At 57.9% G+C, this 15401-nt stretch carries 13 protein-coding genes; 6 read left to right on the plus strand and 7 right to left on the minus strand.

The features are described from left to right. Positions 1 to 2: 2 nt before the first annotated feature. The 3 genes from IPQ13_07665 to IPQ13_07675 all read right to left on the minus strand — a co-directional run bounded on the left by IPQ13_07665 (position 3) and on the right by IPQ13_07675 (position 4905). A complete protein-coding gene (locus IPQ13_07665; protein MBL0210767.1) occupies positions 3 to 3188 on the minus strand; it encodes a DEAD/DEAH box helicase in 3186 nt (1061 codons plus the stop codon). Continuing rightward, complete coding sequence (locus IPQ13_07670) at positions 3182 to 3988, minus strand: hypothetical protein (protein MBL0210768.1); 807 nt, start codon at positions 3986 to 3988, stop codon at positions 3182 to 3184. The genes IPQ13_07665 and IPQ13_07670 overlap by 7 nt, the downstream gene beginning before the upstream one ends. Before the next feature lie 170 nt (positions 3989 to 4158). Then, the gene (locus IPQ13_07675) at positions 4159 to 4905 is read right to left on the minus strand and encodes a transposase (GenBank protein MBL0210769.1); all 747 of its coding nucleotides are present in this window, start codon (positions 4903 to 4905) and stop codon (positions 4159 to 4161) included. A 191-nt stretch (positions 4906 to 5096) separates the two neighbouring features. On the opposite strand from IPQ13_07675, the gene IPQ13_07680 reads away from it, so the two are divergent. Continuing rightward, positions 5097 to 5702, plus strand: a complete 606-nt coding sequence (locus tag IPQ13_07680) for a methyltransferase domain-containing protein (protein ID MBL0210770.1) — start codon at positions 5097 to 5099, stop codon at positions 5700 to 5702. Here the strand turns inward: IPQ13_07680 and lgt are convergent. Continuing rightward, positions 5696 to 6556, minus strand: a complete 861-nt coding sequence (gene lgt, locus IPQ13_07685; GenBank protein ID MBL0210771.1) for a prolipoprotein diacylglyceryl transferase — start codon at positions 6554 to 6556, stop codon at positions 5696 to 5698. The genes IPQ13_07680 and lgt overlap by 7 nt on opposite strands. 267 nt (positions 6557 to 6823) lie before the next feature. Here lgt and IPQ13_07690 point away from each other — a divergent pair, with 267 nt between their 5' ends. Further along, entirely contained in the window at positions 6824 to 8068 is a 1245-nt protein-coding gene (locus IPQ13_07690) for a hypothetical protein (GenBank protein MBL0210772.1), read from the plus strand. Positions 8069 to 8262: 194 nt separating this feature from the next. Here the strand turns inward: IPQ13_07690 and IPQ13_07695 are convergent, their stop codons facing one another. After that, positions 8263 to 8757: a ferritin gene (locus IPQ13_07695; protein ID MBL0210773.1), complete on the minus strand. Its 495-nt coding sequence runs from the start codon at positions 8755 to 8757 to the stop codon at positions 8263 to 8265. 631 nt (positions 8758 to 9388) lie between these two features. Here IPQ13_07695 and IPQ13_07700 point away from each other — a divergent pair. The 4 genes from IPQ13_07700 to IPQ13_07715 all read left to right on the plus strand — a co-directional run bounded on the left by IPQ13_07700 (position 9389) and on the right by IPQ13_07715 (position 13301). Beyond that, positions 9389 to 9730 carry an energy transducer TonB gene (locus IPQ13_07700; GenBank protein ID MBL0210774.1) on the plus strand — a complete coding sequence of 114 codons (342 nt, stop codon included), beginning with the start codon at positions 9389 to 9391 and terminating at the stop codon, positions 9728 to 9730. Between the two features lie 66 nt (positions 9731 to 9796). After that, the gene (locus IPQ13_07705; GenBank protein ID MBL0210775.1) at positions 9797 to 11914 is read left to right on the plus strand and encodes a TonB-dependent siderophore receptor; all 2118 of its coding nucleotides are present in this window, start codon (positions 9797 to 9799) and stop codon (positions 11912 to 11914) included. Between the two features lie 31 nt (positions 11915 to 11945). After that, positions 11946 to 12557, plus strand: a complete 612-nt coding sequence (locus IPQ13_07710) for a PepSY-associated TM helix domain-containing protein (GenBank protein MBL0210776.1) — start codon at positions 11946 to 11948, stop codon at positions 12555 to 12557. A 153-nt stretch (positions 12558 to 12710) separates the two neighbouring features. After that, a complete protein-coding gene (locus tag IPQ13_07715) occupies positions 12711 to 13301 on the plus strand; it encodes a tyrosine-protein phosphatase (GenBank protein MBL0210777.1) in 591 nt (196 codons plus the stop codon). A 247-nt stretch (positions 13302 to 13548) separates the two neighbouring features. Here IPQ13_07715 and IPQ13_07720 read toward each other — a convergent pair whose 3' ends face one another. Continuing rightward, positions 13549 to 14166, minus strand: coding sequence for a tetratricopeptide repeat protein (locus tag IPQ13_07720; GenBank protein ID MBL0210778.1), 618 nt, complete (start codon positions 14164 to 14166; stop codon positions 13549 to 13551). Between the two features lie 170 nt (positions 14167 to 14336). Continuing rightward, on the minus strand, positions 14337 to 15398 hold the full coding sequence (locus tag IPQ13_07725) for an adenylate/guanylate cyclase domain-containing protein (protein ID MBL0210779.1): 1062 nt from the start codon (positions 15396 to 15398) through the stop codon (positions 14337 to 14339). Between the last annotated feature and the right edge of the window lie 3 nt (positions 15399 to 15401).

The raw sequence follows: 15401 nt of genomic DNA on the forward strand, positions 1-15401 counted from the left end.
GGCTAATCGCTACCTTCCATTATGGTCCAGGCTCGGTGATATGCCTTTCCGATGGGCCCTAATGCATCGACCCATGGCCGTGCGCCATTGCCGTGAAGATCCATTCGGATCTGCGACAAAGGCCTGGCCAAGAATTCGTTCCCGAGACCGTGGGCCAAGGGTTGCGCGGCCTCTCTTGGGACTCCCAGCAAGCGGAGTGTGATTGCTTCGTCGGAATTCACACCGTAGAACACCCGAGCTGGAAGATTTTTCAAGGACTGCTGTTCAGAAGGAGGGAGCTTTTCCCTGTCGGCGTCTTTCACCGTCATGGACTGCAGCGCCGCCAAGCCCCAAGAAGTAGTTTGAGTGAGCCGTCCGAAAAGGCTTTGGCCGCAGTGAGTCATGGCGAGTGTGGCCTCGTCAGGGGGGGTTTCGGAAAAGGGTTTGCCACCGTTGTAGTAACGCTCAGCCATGATTTCTAGACTGGCGCCCTGGACCCAGTCCGAAACGATCCTGGCCAACAGATTCCCATCAGGTTTCGTTCCCCCGATTGCCTCGGATAGGTTCTCCCGCAGCTCAGGGACCGCAAGCAGAATTCCCATCATTTTCTGAAGAGGAAGGCTGGGCCCAGCGAACAGACGCGAGGTGTCCCAGGATTTCGCTGTGATCTGTTCGGTCCTCAACCTGGCCAACGCCAAGCTGACACTCTCCCAAGAGAAGCCTGTGAGATCGACGAGCTTCAATGGGTGCCCTTGGAGCTGTTCCGCGTACTGGCGGACGACATCAAGGAACTGCATCGCAGCCCTTGGGTTGGTTTGGCGAAGGGAGGCAAATCCGAAAGTGCCTCGAAGAATCTCCTCGATCTGCGTAGCGAATTTATAGGGGTCGCCGATTTGACGGTAAGTGTGGGCAAGGTACTGAAGGAAGGGTGACCACTCAACGCGTTGATACAGGTCAGCAAGATGAGGTAATTCACCAGCCGCTGTCAGGACAGCCTGGACCATACTGACGAGCCTTGAATTGATGTCCTCAACGCTTTTATTCACGAACTGTGTGAGTGTCTCTTCCTGCTCATCGCCGTCGCATGCAATCGCTACGATGCCCAGGTCTCCTTGATCGACACGACCGGCCCGTCCGGCAATGTTCCAAAATTCCGAAGAGGTCATTGACCTCCTGGGCAAATACTGAGAAACCAGAACGACGGCGGACACCGGAAAGTTCACGCCCTGTGCAAGAGTTGTGGTCGCTGCTAGCACATCGATGTGATTGTTCGTCAACAACCATTCCATCAGGCACCGAGCATCTTCTGGGAGCCCTGCGTGGTGGACCCCGACTCGACGTTCCACTAACTCGGTCAGAGGAAAACGAGACCCGAAGGCTGCGTGAAGGAAGTCGCAGACCTCCTGCACGTCGTCGGGCAAGTTCTGGGTGGGCTGTGGTTGGCGGAGGAGATGCCCCGTTACCTTCCAGCAGGACCCGGGATCCCGGCAAAGCACAACCACAGCTCCCCGGTGCTTGAGGATGTCAGCTGTGGCTGCCGCAATCTTTCCTAATCCGTTTTTTACGTCCGACCATTTAAAGGAGAGCGGCCTGTTTTCCGGGAGAGCCACGGACTCTGGGAGGGTTAGTGTGTTCTTGCTGGTATGCAGGGTTGTGAAGGTCAGATGGAAGTCATCCCGGGCTGGACCTTGCACGGGCCTGCTCAGGGCAATGACCCTGTCGTTCGGTTGCCATTCAACCGACATGTCGAAATCTTCGTTGTTGTTGGGATCCAACCAGCTAGCAATTTCCTTGGCGTTTCGAATGAAGGGAGTGAGCAAGAGGAATTGGGCTTCACGGCATTCCCGGTTGATGGTGGCCAGCATCAGTTCGAGCTTCAGGCCACGACTCTCTGAATCCAGGTTGTGGGCTTCATCCACCACAACGAGCGTGAGAGGTCGGCCGATCTTGTCCTCCCATCCCATGCGGAGCATCAAGTCGAGTTTCTCAGGCGTCGTCACCAAGACCCGGAATCGGGATAGGGGATCTTGGTCGTTCAATAAATTCTCTTCCTGGCCATCCACATCCAGAACCGGGCTCACACGTTCGACGGAGATGCCCAGCGGGCTAAAATCCCGCCTCAGATTGGCCGTGATCTGGTTCACTAGTGCCCGGGTGGGTGCCAGGTAGGCTACCCACCCGGCAACGTCCTCGAATTGGTTCAATGCTTGGAGAATCCGGAACTGGGCGATCAGAGTCTTCCCGCTAGACGTGGGCAAGCTAATCACGATGGAGCGACGGCCAGATGAAATCAGCCCCCTTTCTTGAAGCGTTCGCCGTTGCGGCGGCAGCAATTCGAACAGCGGGTTCAGACGGTCAGGGGAAGCAAGACCTTCAATAAACTTGCGGACCTTGGACGGGACTGCACGAGAGATGGACCAGATGGAGTTGCGACACAACTCGGTTGAGGAAAGGGCAAGAGTCCGTACCAATACTTCTAGGGCTGCAAGATTGCCATGCTCACAAGCCAACAGCGCACGGTCGAATTGGGCCTGGAGTTTCGGACCGATATCGAATGTGCCTTCCACAACCCCTTGGTTGGTGAACGCGGCCATCAATTCGGCGGCCTTAGCGAGGTGGTACAAGGCCACCAGCTCCCAGGCGGCGGTCTTGCCGACTTGGCCTTCGCCTTGAGCTTCCAAGTAGTGCTGCTCAAATTCACCTTGGAGCGTGCGGAGAGTATCAACGCTTTCCTGGACTTTTCGGAGGTCTTCCCAACCTTGTTTTCGGATGATAAGTAACCATGCAGAGTAGATCGAATTCTTGACGCGCTGCCCCCATTCGTTTGAAACGCCATCTACCTCCAACGGTTCCAATTTGAGGATGCGTCGAGCATCGGCTGACCTATCCGCCAGCACAGCCAAACACGTCAGCCGAAGCAACCATTCGAGATGGTCCGCAGACCCCTCGGGTGCCGTGATGGTGCGCATCACTTCAAACGTCCGTGATGCGAGACTACGAATCTGTTCAATATCCGGCACCGGCTGAAGAAGCTGCCCATACAAAGCCAAGTCCAGCACCCGCGATGCATGATCCAGATTACTTTCACCGAATGGAAACCCAGGCTGAAGTTGGAGAGCTTTAAAAATTCTGCGTCGCGCGGCTTCTCCTTTTGCTTCTTCGATACGCGACGCATCAATTGAATCAAGAATCCAAGAAGGGCTCATGATGCCCCTCCAGAAATCAGGCCAGGCCAATCAGGAATGGCGCAGGGTGTGTACCAAGCAAGGAAGTGAAGTTGCGTCGGCGCAGTGATCCGGCTCCCCATCAAACGCCCCTTGGAACTCAAGTCCAATTCGTTGGGCGGGGTGTCCCGGACCATCGCTCCTACGAGGAGGAAGTCCTGCCCTTCAGACTTCAAATATCGCTCCGTGGCCTGTTTGTAGAAATCCTCCATTTCCTGGTTGCCGATACACCTGGCCCACAACCACTTCAAAAGGCAAAGATGCTCCTCTGAAAAGGCCACTGAATGGTTCTCAACCTGATAAGCAAGACCCTGATTCCGCCCGTTCATGACACCTGGCGGATTTGAAGCATCACTTGAAGTCTTGACCTCGCCAATGAGCAAGAGAACTTCGCCACCGGCTGTTTTGAAACCCACCAAATCTGCCCCGGGCAGGCTTGCACGAGGAGTCCTTGCATCTCGCTGCATATTCCATGGCCATCGGGCCTGCCATGCGGAGCCTTCTGCGAGCAAACACTCCGCGATCGCTTCTCCGATTTGCCATGATTTGATTGGTGAAACAGCCCCTAAGAATTTCTCTAAAACACCTAGTTTCATGCCGGTCCCGCCAAGATCCCGCATCTGATCCTGGAATGACGCATCGAGCGCAAGATCTCTTACTCGGTCATGCGCTGGGCCACGCAAAAACGCAGTGAAGGCCTCCACGTCCGTGATGTGGTAACCCATCCAGTTGACCTGTGAGGAATTGCCGTGGAAGCATTGCCGCGCGTCAATTCGAGCGTCCACGTCTCCCCCAAAATGCGGCATTAGCATACTGAAGGTATCAGTCGTGACCCATGAACGGCCACGATGAACTGGGAATGAACCGTTTGAGTTGGGCCAAACTGGGCCCCGACCCCCGACCTCTGGCGAGAAGCCGGGTTTTACCCGATAACGAACTTGCTGCTGCCACATGGCTAGGCCCTGGGTACAAGATAGGCGAATATTAAGCGAAAGTCAAATTTTGGAGCCCTCCTCCGGGAGCGAGAGGTTGGCGATCGGACATTAAGCAGAAAAGTAGCTACCCTTCCCGCCGAAAGCACCAAATGGAAGCCCAGTTCCAGAAGGCGCTCCGTAAAACTGGCCTTCTTAGCTCGCCTCAAACCTGGGCTATTGCACCACCCTTCGAAGCAAGCAGTCTGGCGGTGGCCCGAGACCAGTTTCCCAGGGCGGAGGGCTTTGATCCGGCTTACCACTTTTCTGGCCAACATCACGCCCGAAGGCGCTGGGCGCGAGGAACGAAGAGCGATCCGGAGACGTTTCATCGGACAAGGGCGTTCACTTGCGGCAGTGAAGATCTGGCCCGCAGACTGCCTGAGTTTCTTTAACCAGGCCACGGCAGTTTTGTAATTCTCAGCGCCGATCACCAACTGGAGGTCCTTGGCCGTCAATTCGCCTTTTGAATCAAGAAAGACACGGATGGCGAGGAACCAACGGGTCAGCGGAAGCCGGGTGCCAGAGAGCAATGTCCCCTTCAACACCAGAATTTGACGGCCACATTTTGAACAGGCCCAAACGCGGCGGTCGACACGGATCTTTCCCTTGGTCCCGTAGCAGATTTCACAGGTTGGACTTCCTCCCCATCGCTGTTGGACCACATGGTCCAAGCATGCGAAATCGTTGGGGAACATCCGCTGACATTCCGCAATTCCATCCAGGTTCATCGACTAAATCTCCTGCCACAAATTATGAAGGAGATGGATATAAAAATCAAGAATATTTGCTAATATTTATGTCCTTGTGGAGCTGATAATTTGGGTGCGACCCGTAGGTCATTCTCGCTGCCGCCTATTTGGGTTACAGTCGTAGATGGTGATGGCGTTTGCCTTGTAACCGCTCCCTGTAAGGAGGCTCCATGTCAGGGACCGAACATTTTGATCAGGCTGCGGCGACCTGGGATCTCGCGGACCGGCGCGTGGCGCTGGCTCATGAGGTGGCACAGGCCATTGCAGTACGGGTGCTGCTGACGAAGGAACAAACCGTCCTGGATTTCGGCTGCGGCACGGGGCTCGTCACTTTGGAGTTGGCACCACAAGTCGGATCTATCACTGGAGCCGACACCTCGCCCGGCATGCTGAAGACCCTGGCGGAAAAGGCCGAAGTACTGGGGATTTCCGTGCGCCTGATATCGCTGGACAACACGGGGGTTGGGGGTCTTGGCGGCCCTTACGACCTCATCGTGAGCTGCATGACCCTGCATCACCTCGCCGATGTGCCCGCACTGTTCCGTCAGTTCATGCAGCACCTCCGCCCCGGTGGACAGGTTGCCTTGGCCGATCTGGATGAGGAGGATGGCAGTTTCCATGAAGCCAGTGTGAGCATCCATCACCGTGGCTTTTCACGGGATCAAATCCAGGCCTGGCTAGAAGGCGCAGGCTTCCAAAAGATTCATCTGGAGACCGCCACAGTAACACTCAAGGAAGGGAAGGAATATTCCGTGTTCCTGGCCACTGCTCAATGATTGGCTTGACTGCCAGCCCTTATGAACAGCGCCCTGCTCAGCATTGCGAATGCTAGAAGACCAATCTGAAGGGCGGTCATGCCCGCCCAGACCGTGACATCCCTGTCTCCATGGAGGAATTCCAGTCCGAAACGCAGGACGGAATAGCCGCCGAGATGGAACCAAAGAACGATCGGCCATGGGCCGTCCCTTTTCGCCAGGGTTCGTCCAAGGAAAACCAACATGCCCGCCAGGAGCAGATCTCCGAGAGCTTCATAAATTTGGGTGGGGTGGAGCGGCACGGTGGTTAGGGCTGCAGGGTTCGTGAAACCCTGGTTGACGCACCAGGTCCATGCCTCGCCTGGGACGCGATGATCAGCTTTCCATTCAGGAAGGAGAGTTCCGAACTTCGGCAGTGAGACCCCCCAGGGCACACGGGTCGGGATGCCCCACGCATCCCCGTTCAGGAAGCACCCAACACGGCCAATAGCCTGTCCGATGAGGACCGCTGGGCTAGCGGCGGCGAAGTAGCGCCAGAAGTCTACCTTCGCGCGGCTGAAGCAGATGAAGGCTGTGATGACGCCTCCCACCAAACCACCCGTGATCGAAAGCCCGCCTTCCCATATGCGGAAGAAGGCTAGAGGGCTTGTGAGCATCGCCTGCACATCCCAGAAGAGGAAATGAAAGATCCTGGCTCCGAGGATCGAACCCAGGAGAATCCAGGTGAGGCTGCGCGTGAAAACCCCGGCATCGAGCCCAGCCTTTCTGAACCGATGAATGATGAGGATTGCTGCGGCCAAGATGGAAACGAGGAAATAGAACCCCTCGTAGTAGTAGACGACCTTGAAACCCAGGTTCAGGTGAATTGGCCACATGCGGTGTCCTTCAACTGCAGAGGATCTTGGTCCTCCGGTTCGGTTGGCAGTTGGAATTCTGACTTAACAATATCGACGATATTCTTCATCTTGGCCACAGCGGCTGCCCAAGTGATCTGGCCGGATCTGGGAGGAATGGTTGAAGGGAACCGGGGAAGCGCCGGGCTGACTGAATCCTAGGACTCGAGCGTAAGAAGGGTCTTAGAATGCATTGTCTCCATTTCGACAGTCAGTCCATCCAATCTCCACCTTTTGGAACATCTTGAAATGCCGACTTTGATCCCCGAACTGCTCACCCTCTACCGCCAGGATCCAGAATCCGTCTACCAAACATGGTTCCTTGGGGGCGATCGCTTGAAAGCCTTCCGAACGATCCGGCGAGGGGTGCAGCAGGTGGTGGAGGACATCCTTTCTGGGTCGTTTCCAAGCGACTTCAAGGGTTCAAGCCTGGAAGTCGTGATGGCGGCCATCACAGAGCAGAAGCAGGTCTTTCAGGGAGCCGCGCATGCGTTCTACTGGAAGCCGAAGCTGAGGATTCCGGACATCTATGAGCACCGGGGAAATCAACTGGCCTTCGCCCGCTTCCTGGAAACCGCGCTGCGGGCGACTCGCGAAGACCAACTGCTCGATGCCATCCATCGGCTGGACGCAATGCGTATCAAAGGCCTGGGCCCGGCTGTCGCCAATATCCTCTACTTCCTTCACCCCACACTGCTCCCGCCGTTCAATACCGCCATGGTAAGGGGGTTCAACGCGCTCGTGGACTCCCGTATTAAGTTGGGTTCGTGGGAGGACTATCTCGTTATGCGCCGTGGCATCTCGGAGTTGAATGCGACGCACCTCAGCGCCCTCTCCAAAGATCTCGGGGCCATATCTGGCCTTCTCTTCGACCTGGGCATCGGCAAGCTCGCAATTGAAGTGAATGCGGAAACAGCGGTGGCCTTCGATCAGTCGAGTTTCCAGAAAGCCATTCAGAAGCGGCACAAGGAAGTGTTGAGTGAAGCTCAGGAAGCTTCTCTCCACGCCCGCATGCAAGCGCATTTGCTGAAAATTGGTCGCGCCCTGGGCTATCAAGTTTGGGTCGCACGGAATGATCGCCGTTCGCCCGATTGCTATGGCGGTACCTTGGGAGAGCAATCTCTGGCTGCGCTTCCACTCGAAAGATTGAAATCAGAAATCCAGAGCACCATCGAATTGATCGATGTCCTCTGGCTGAAAGATTCCGAAGTTGTTTGCGCCTTCGAGGTGGAGAAGAGCACCTCGATCTACTCGGGCATTCTCCGCCTTCAAGACCTCAGCCTCTCGATGCCGGATCCATCGCCCCACCTCTATTTGGTGGCGCCAGATTCGAGAGAAGGTGAAGTCCGCGCTCAGCTGGCCCGTCCCTCCTTCGGCCAACTGCGCAACAGGCCAAATTTCATTCTCTTTACGGATCTCGAGACTCACTGCGACGCCTTGTGTCGCTTTGGGGTGGACCGAGAGGTTCTGCAACGGTTGGCGAAGCTTGCATAAGCATGGCGTTGTTGGCCCGTAGCTTGGGATTCGGCGTTACTCCAAATCTTCGGGATGTGCCATTTCCAAGAGCGCCAGGAGTTCAAGGCTGTCCATACCAACCATACCGTGCCTGCTCGGCCCTATTGGATGCTCCAAGAAGTTAGCGGACCCACAAGAAAGGCCGCTTCAACGGCACGGGACCTGGGTGTTAGTTACTTACTGGAGCGCTTTCCCATCCTGGAGTCCAGGTACCAGATGCCGCCGCCCTGGTCGCCCACGGCTCGGAGATGGTCCACGATCTGGCCTACGTTTGATTCTTCCTCCACCTGTTCAGTGACGTACCACTGAAGGGTTATCTCGCTGGCGTAGTCCTTCTCGGTGCGGGCCAGTTCGAACAAGGCGTTGATCTTGGCGGTGATGCCCTTCTCATGCTCGAGGGTCTTCTCGAAGACCTGGATGACACCGCCGAACTCCGCGGGGGGAACGGTGATGGGCTGCAATTCCAGCTTGCCGTGGCGCTCCAGGATGAAGTCGATGAGCTTCATGGCATGGGCCGTTTCCTCGACGGCCTGGATCCTGAGCCAGTGGGCGAAGCCCTTGAAGCTCAAGGCATCGCAGTGGGCGCTCATGGCCAGGTAGAGCTGGGCTGAGTACTGCTCGAGGTTGATTTGGGTGTTGAGGGCGGCTTGCATTCTGGGGCTGATCATGGGGGCTCCCGATGTTTGAGGCAATTGTAGCCAGCAACCTCAAACCTATTAACAAATTGTGCGCATTGGCTTCTTGTCGGTGTGACGTTTTTCACAATCTTATTGCGACTGAGTCTCTGTCCTATATACTGAATCCATGGAAAACGTTTTCGCCCCTTCTGCCCTTTCCGCCTCCCTAGGTGAATGGCCCATGGCGCTAACTTCGCCGGTTGTTGCCGCCACCGAGGGAGCACCTACTCATTTGCCCTTACCAGAACCTCCCAGTCTCGGCGCTCCTCCATCGGGGTCCAGGGTGCGGGCGCTTGCCCTCTCGCTGGTTGCTTACGGTGGACTCCTGGTGGGCGGGATCGCGTTGATCACGAGTCGCCCGCCTGAAGCGGCTCCTAAATGGATTGTGACGGTGGATCTCAACGACTTCGAATCTATTTCTGCACCACCGCCGCCACCCGCTAGCCCTTTAGGGAGACCTCGCACTTCAGCCCCAACACCCCCTCAACCCGATGAACCCATCCCTGTCCCGACACTCGATGAAATTCGTCCTGCCCCGGATCCACCGGCAGCCTCGATTCACCTTTCCGTCCAGGCAAATGGCCGGGCAGATGGCGCTCCTGGGGGCCGGGACGGCGGTAGGATCGGGGGCGTTCCAGGTGGGGCATCGGGCGGCATGGTTGGTGGCCAGGTGGGTGCCGTTGTGCCACCACAATTCGATGCTGCCTACCTTCAGAATCCCGAGCCCGACTACCCGATTCTCTCAAAGCGCCTGGGGGAAGAAGGCAGGGTAATCCTTCGTGTGTTCGTTAATCCTGAGGGCCTCGCCGAACAGGTGGAGATCCGCCAAAGCAGCGGCCATCCTCGCTTGGATCTGGCGGCCCTCGGAACAGTCCGCTGTTGGCGATTCACTCCCGCACGTCGGGGCCTAGAGCCACTCGCCGCCTGGGTCCTGGTCCCGCTTTCCTTCCAACTGGACGCTTAAACAACTTTTCTAACCTGATCCTGGCCCTTTCCGAGGGCTGGGGGATCCTCTGCCCAAAGGAATTCCATGCTCCACTCCATGCTTTTCTTCCTGATCACAGGCCTATCCCCGCAGGAGAAACCCAACCAGGCGCCCCCACGAACCGAGGCCGTTCTTCCTGAAGTGAAGGTCAAAGCCAAAAAAGGCCCCAAGAAGTCTGCTCGCCTTAATGCCTACCAAGCCCCTGTAGCCACCTCTGCAGCCAAGCTGGACGCCCCTCTCAAGGACATTCCACAAACAGTAAACGTGGTGACCGAAGCCCTGCTCCAGGATCAGGGGGCGAAATCCATGCAGGACGCGCTGCGCACTGTCGCTGGCGTGGGCCTCAGCAGCGGCGACGGTCAGCGGGACCAGGTTTCCATCCGCGGCTTTTCCGCCATCGGCGACCAGTTCGTGGACGGCCTGCGGGACGACGCCATGTACTTTCGTGATCTCTCCAACGTGGCCCAGGTGGAGGTCCTGAAGGGCCCCGCCTCCGTGCTCTATGGCCGCGGCAGCTCCGGCGGCGTCATCAATCGCGTTACCAAGAAGGCTGACGGCTTGCACCACGGGACCTTGGAACTCACGGGCGGATCCTTCAATCAGAAGCGGGCCGCTTTGGATTTCGGGAATTCGGCCACGGAGTCAATCTCGTACCGCGCCACGGCGGCCGTGGAGCGCAGCGGGGGATTCCGAAACCAAGCCTTCCTGGAGCGCGAGGCCGCCACCCCCTCCATCCTTTTCACCTTCGGCAAGAACACCCGCCTGGTGGCCCAGTTCGATCATCTGCGGGATAAGCGCCCCACGGATTTCGGCATCCCTTCCCTGGATGGCCGCCCGGTGGACGTCCCCCGGGAGACCTACTATGGCTCGCCCGACGCCCGCCGCGAGGACTTCACCGAGTCCACCATGGACGCAGAGTACCTCCGCTTCGACCACCGCTTCACACAGACGCTCGAACTGCGCAACACCTTCCGCACCTACGATTTCGAACTGGACCGCCACAACACAATGCCCGGCCAGGTGCTGGCCGCCACGCGGCAGGTGCGCCTCAATCACGGCGACGTCTCGCGCCAGGAACAAGGTTGGTTCAATCAGCTGGAACTGGTGCAGCGCATTTCCACGGGCCCCGTGTTCCACGAACTGCTTTACGGAATGGAGCTGGGCCATCAGTCCAAGTACGGCCGCTTCGCCACCTTTACCAACGTGGCCACCGTGGAGCTCTTCAACCCCATCCTGAAACCCCTGACCCTGGGCACGCCCGCCGTGACCGAGACCGTGGCGGACCAAAGCACCACCGCCTTCTACGTCCAGGATCTCATCACCTTCTCCGAGCATTGGAAGGCCCTGCTGGGCCTGCGCCACGACCGCTACCGCCAGGAAACTGAGCTGCAGCGGCCCGCGCCCGGGCGCCTGGAGCGCACCGACGCCGCCTGGAGCCCCCGGGCGGGCCTGGTCTTCCAGCCGGATGCCGTGCAGTCCTGGTACCTCTCCTTCAGCCGTAGCTTCCAGCCCTCAGGCGAACTCTCCCAGTTAGCGGTCAATACCGCCAAGATTGACCCCGAACAGACCCGCAATCTGGAAGCGGGCCTGAAGCTGGATCTCCTCGAAGGCCGGGCCTCCGCCACCTTCTCGGTGTTCGACCTCGAACGCACGGGCATCAAGAGCGCCGATCCCGCCAACCCCTCCCTCCTCGTGCCCATCGGCACCCAACGGACTCGCGGATTGGAAGCGACCTTCGACGGCCAAGTGAGCTCCGCCTGGCGTCTGCACGGGGGCTATGCCTACCTGGACGCGCGCCTGACCAAATCCACACCCGGCACCAAGGTATCGGGAGTTCCCGTGGAAGGGCATCGTCCCTCCCTCACCCCATTGAACAGCGGGAATTTGTGGGCGGATTGGGCCTTCGCGCCGGGCTGGAGTGCGGGCCTGGGCGTCAACGCTTCCGGAGACCGCTTCGCGTCGGCTTCCAATCTGGTGCGCCTGGGGGGTTACGTCACCTTCGACGGGGCCCTGCGTTACCGCGCCAAAGCTTGGGAGGTGGCCCTCAACGCCTACAACCTGACCAATCGTAAATACATCGCGTCGGGGCACGGAGGCAGCGACATCCTCCTGCTTCCTGGCGGGCCCCTCGCCGCCCAAGTGACCGCTCGTTTTCATTTCTAGTTTGAACACCATGCCTTTCCTGAGTGGTCCTATGAACCCCCGGTTCCTGCGTTGGCTTCGTCAAGCTCACGCCTGGGTCGGGCTGGCAGGCGCCACATTTGGCCTCCTGTTTGGCATCACGGGCTTGCTGCTCAATCACCGGTCCGTGATGAAGGTGGAAGCGGGACACCTGGACGAGAAAAGGGTTCAGGTGGAGGTCGCGCCTTCCCCCGCAACCGCCGAGGTTCTGGCCCGAGACCTGGCCGCGCGGTTTGGCTTCCCCCTCGAGCGCGCCCAGTGGCGCGTGGACACGGCGCGCTCCGTCCGTTTCAGTGGTGCTCCCGTCATCACCGCCGAACAGTGGACCGTGAAGCTCAACGGCCACGCCCGTTTCGCTCGGGCCACCTACACCCCCGGAAATCGTACGGTGGAGCTGGAACAACGGGAAGCCAACGTCCTTGCGGCCCTCCAGCGACTGCACAAGGCCGACGGATCCCAGGCTGGATGGATCCTCCTGACGGACGCCTTCGCCGGGGGCCTGATTTTCCTCACGCTCACAGGGATCGTGCTTTGGACCCGACTTTCAGGCCCCAAGCTGTTGGCGGCGGGCCTGGTCACGGGAGGGCTCGTCACCGCGATCCTGGTGGCCAGCCGAGCTTGGTGAGACGTGCATGCTGAGTGCGAAGGTGGTTCTGCTGACGCGAATCTCATTACCACCGACCGCACCCCGACAAAAAGCATGGCTGATAATGAAAGGCTGGGAGAACTCATGCTAGAAGCCTCATCGACACCACGTCGCCGATATTCCAGGAGACGGATGGCTCTGGGGCTTGTTGTCGCAATTGCTGTTGGCATCGGAGGTTGGAATACCTACGACATCCATTTCCGGCATCGTCTGGGAACTGTGACTCAGGGGCAAGTCTACAAATCAGGAGCCATGTCTCCGGACCATCTGAAAAAGGTGGCCAAGGATCTCGGTCTCCGTTCGGTCATCGATTTGCGGACCTACACACCAAGCCAGGACAGCACGAATACGACCGAGGTTGAAACAATTCAAGCCGAAGCATCCGCGTTAGCCGCAATCGGTGTGCGGCATATCCATCTCCCGACGCCCCAGGTCCCCACAGAAGAAACCGTGGACCTTTTCCTGAAAGCGTTATCCGACCCTGCCAACCGACCCGTGCTCATTCATTGTTATCACGGCATCGGCAGAACAGAGCTGTTCGTGGCAGTTTATCGAATGGAATTCGAGCATTGGCCGAGCGGAAAGGCTCGGGCCGCCACGCGCTTGCTTCTGGCTGGGAGCAGCTTCTCTGATCGAGCCGAGAAGGGGCAGTACCTAATCCAATACAAGCCGCACCTCGAACAGCTGGCATACCAACAGGTTCGGGCGAATGCGCCTCGGTGAAGTGTTGGATACTCAACAAACCACAATGAAGCTATCAATCATTGAAGACGAACCGAAATTGATGATGGAGGCAGCGAGTCGCCACACCACCTTGGTTTGGCGCCAACTCTATATTGAGCGGTGATTGAAGGCACTACTTCAACTGAACCACGTGGTGTTGAGTCATGAGGGCATAGAATTGTGCCCTTGGATATTGGGGGCCGACGATCCAGCAAGGTTGGATTTAAATTTCAGTCGGTGAAACGACCTATTGAATCTTGAGATGCGAATTGAGTTCAGCGATGCCCGCGCGAGCCTGGGCCGCCTGCTGGCTCGTGGGAGCAATTTCGATGACACGGTTCCAGGCTTTGATAGCCTTTTCGTTCTGCTTCAGATCCTGAGAGTAGACGATCCCCATGTTGAATAGGCTCTGCACGTGCTTTGGGTCGAGTTTGGAAGACTTTTCAAAGTTGGCGATAGCTTTGTCATAGGCCATCAACTGACGGTACATGATGCCTTGATCGGTGAGAACATTTGGATTGTTCGGCTCCAATTCCAAGGCCTTGGCATAGGCCTCCACGGCTTTCTGGGGCTGGTGAGTGTCGAAGTAGTCGTTGCCCAGCTGCGTCCATGCCACAAGGTTCTTAGGCTCACGGGCGACTAGCTGCAGGTTGCTGAACATGCGCGCCTGAGCTTCCGTCGTGTTGGGAATGGTGCCAGCATCGGGGGGGATCCCAATAGGAGCCGCGCCGGAAAGAGGCATGGGAATCGCCGCAGCGATGGCGGGTGGCGCCTGGCTGGATGAACGGCTGGTGCCGGTGAAATATCCGATGATGAATCCCCCTAGGAGGCCCATCACGATACCAATCAAAATGTCTCGGTTCATGAATCAAACTCCGTTCTTTCGATGTGACGTTCGCGTTCAAATTTTTTCGGAGAACGAGTCCCAACGCGGTGGCCACGGTCTCACGTGGAATTGATCAACTCTTGAATCAGCGGCTTCCTGCCGAGGCTGCTGACGGCGAGCCCGGCGCCTCCTGCCCGCGGCATGTTGTCCTACCTTGCTGCGATCCCCCCGGTCGAGGCGCCTAGAGCATGGATCTTCAGCAAATGGGAGCGGCCTCGCACCGTCACCGGATCCATTTCTAGAAATTTGAATTCACTGGGATCGGTGATCGCCGCCCTTGTAGCCTCGGAAACCAGTATCGGAACGTCATATTCCTTCGTCAGCGCTTGAAGCCGGGAGGCGACGTTGACCGTGTCTCCCATCACGGTGTATTCCATCCGCTCCAAGCAGCCCACGTGGCCAGCCATGAGCGGACCCGTGTGGATTCCGATGCCAATGTTGATACGCACATCGCCGAAGAATTTTTTAGCATTCAATTCTTCCAAACGCCCGATCATGGCAAGGGCCGTCCGGACCGCGCAAGCCGCATGGTCGGAGCTCCGGATGGGCACGCCGAAGATAACCATCACGGCATCACCGATGTATTTGTCGAGTAGCCCGCGTTCGGCGAAGACGATTGCCACCATTTCGCCAAAAAAGGCGTTCAGCAATTGGAACACGCGCGCAGGCGCCATGCCCTCGCACATAGTCGTGAATCCGCGGACGTCGGCGAACAGAACCGTCGCCTCCGTCTCTTCGCCTTCGAGAACCGCCCCGCGTTGCAGGATTTCTTTCACGACGCTCGGAGAAACGAACCGAGAAAAGAGGTCGACGGTGCGCTCTCGCTGGCTTTTCTCGCGCCGGACGTGGTCACGGAATAGTCCAGTGAGTGTGCCAAACAAGATGAAGAAGGGCGCCTCGATCAAGTGTTCGATGTAGGAGGCATTCCACGCGCCTCCGTACAGATGGCTCGTGTGTGAGAGCATGACCGCGGACAGGGAAAGAGCAGCGGCGAGCCCGGCGCTGAATCCCTGGGCAAGGCCGCCAGTCACAGCAGCATATATCACCGGAATCAGGAACAACCGCGCTGTGATTCCAGCGAAGAGTGGAGAATCGGCTCCTTGAGCGACCACGTGAAGACCGGACAATGAGGCGATCAGTGCGGTCCAGAGGACGATCCCCCGGAAGGGATGACCTGGTGGCGAGATGGCATTGGCTAGCGGTCGGATCAAGAA

This window comes from Holophagaceae bacterium, from assembly GCA_016720465.1.
In the GTDB taxonomy this organism is placed as follows: domain Bacteria; phylum Acidobacteriota; class Holophagae; order Holophagales; family Holophagaceae; genus JANXPB01.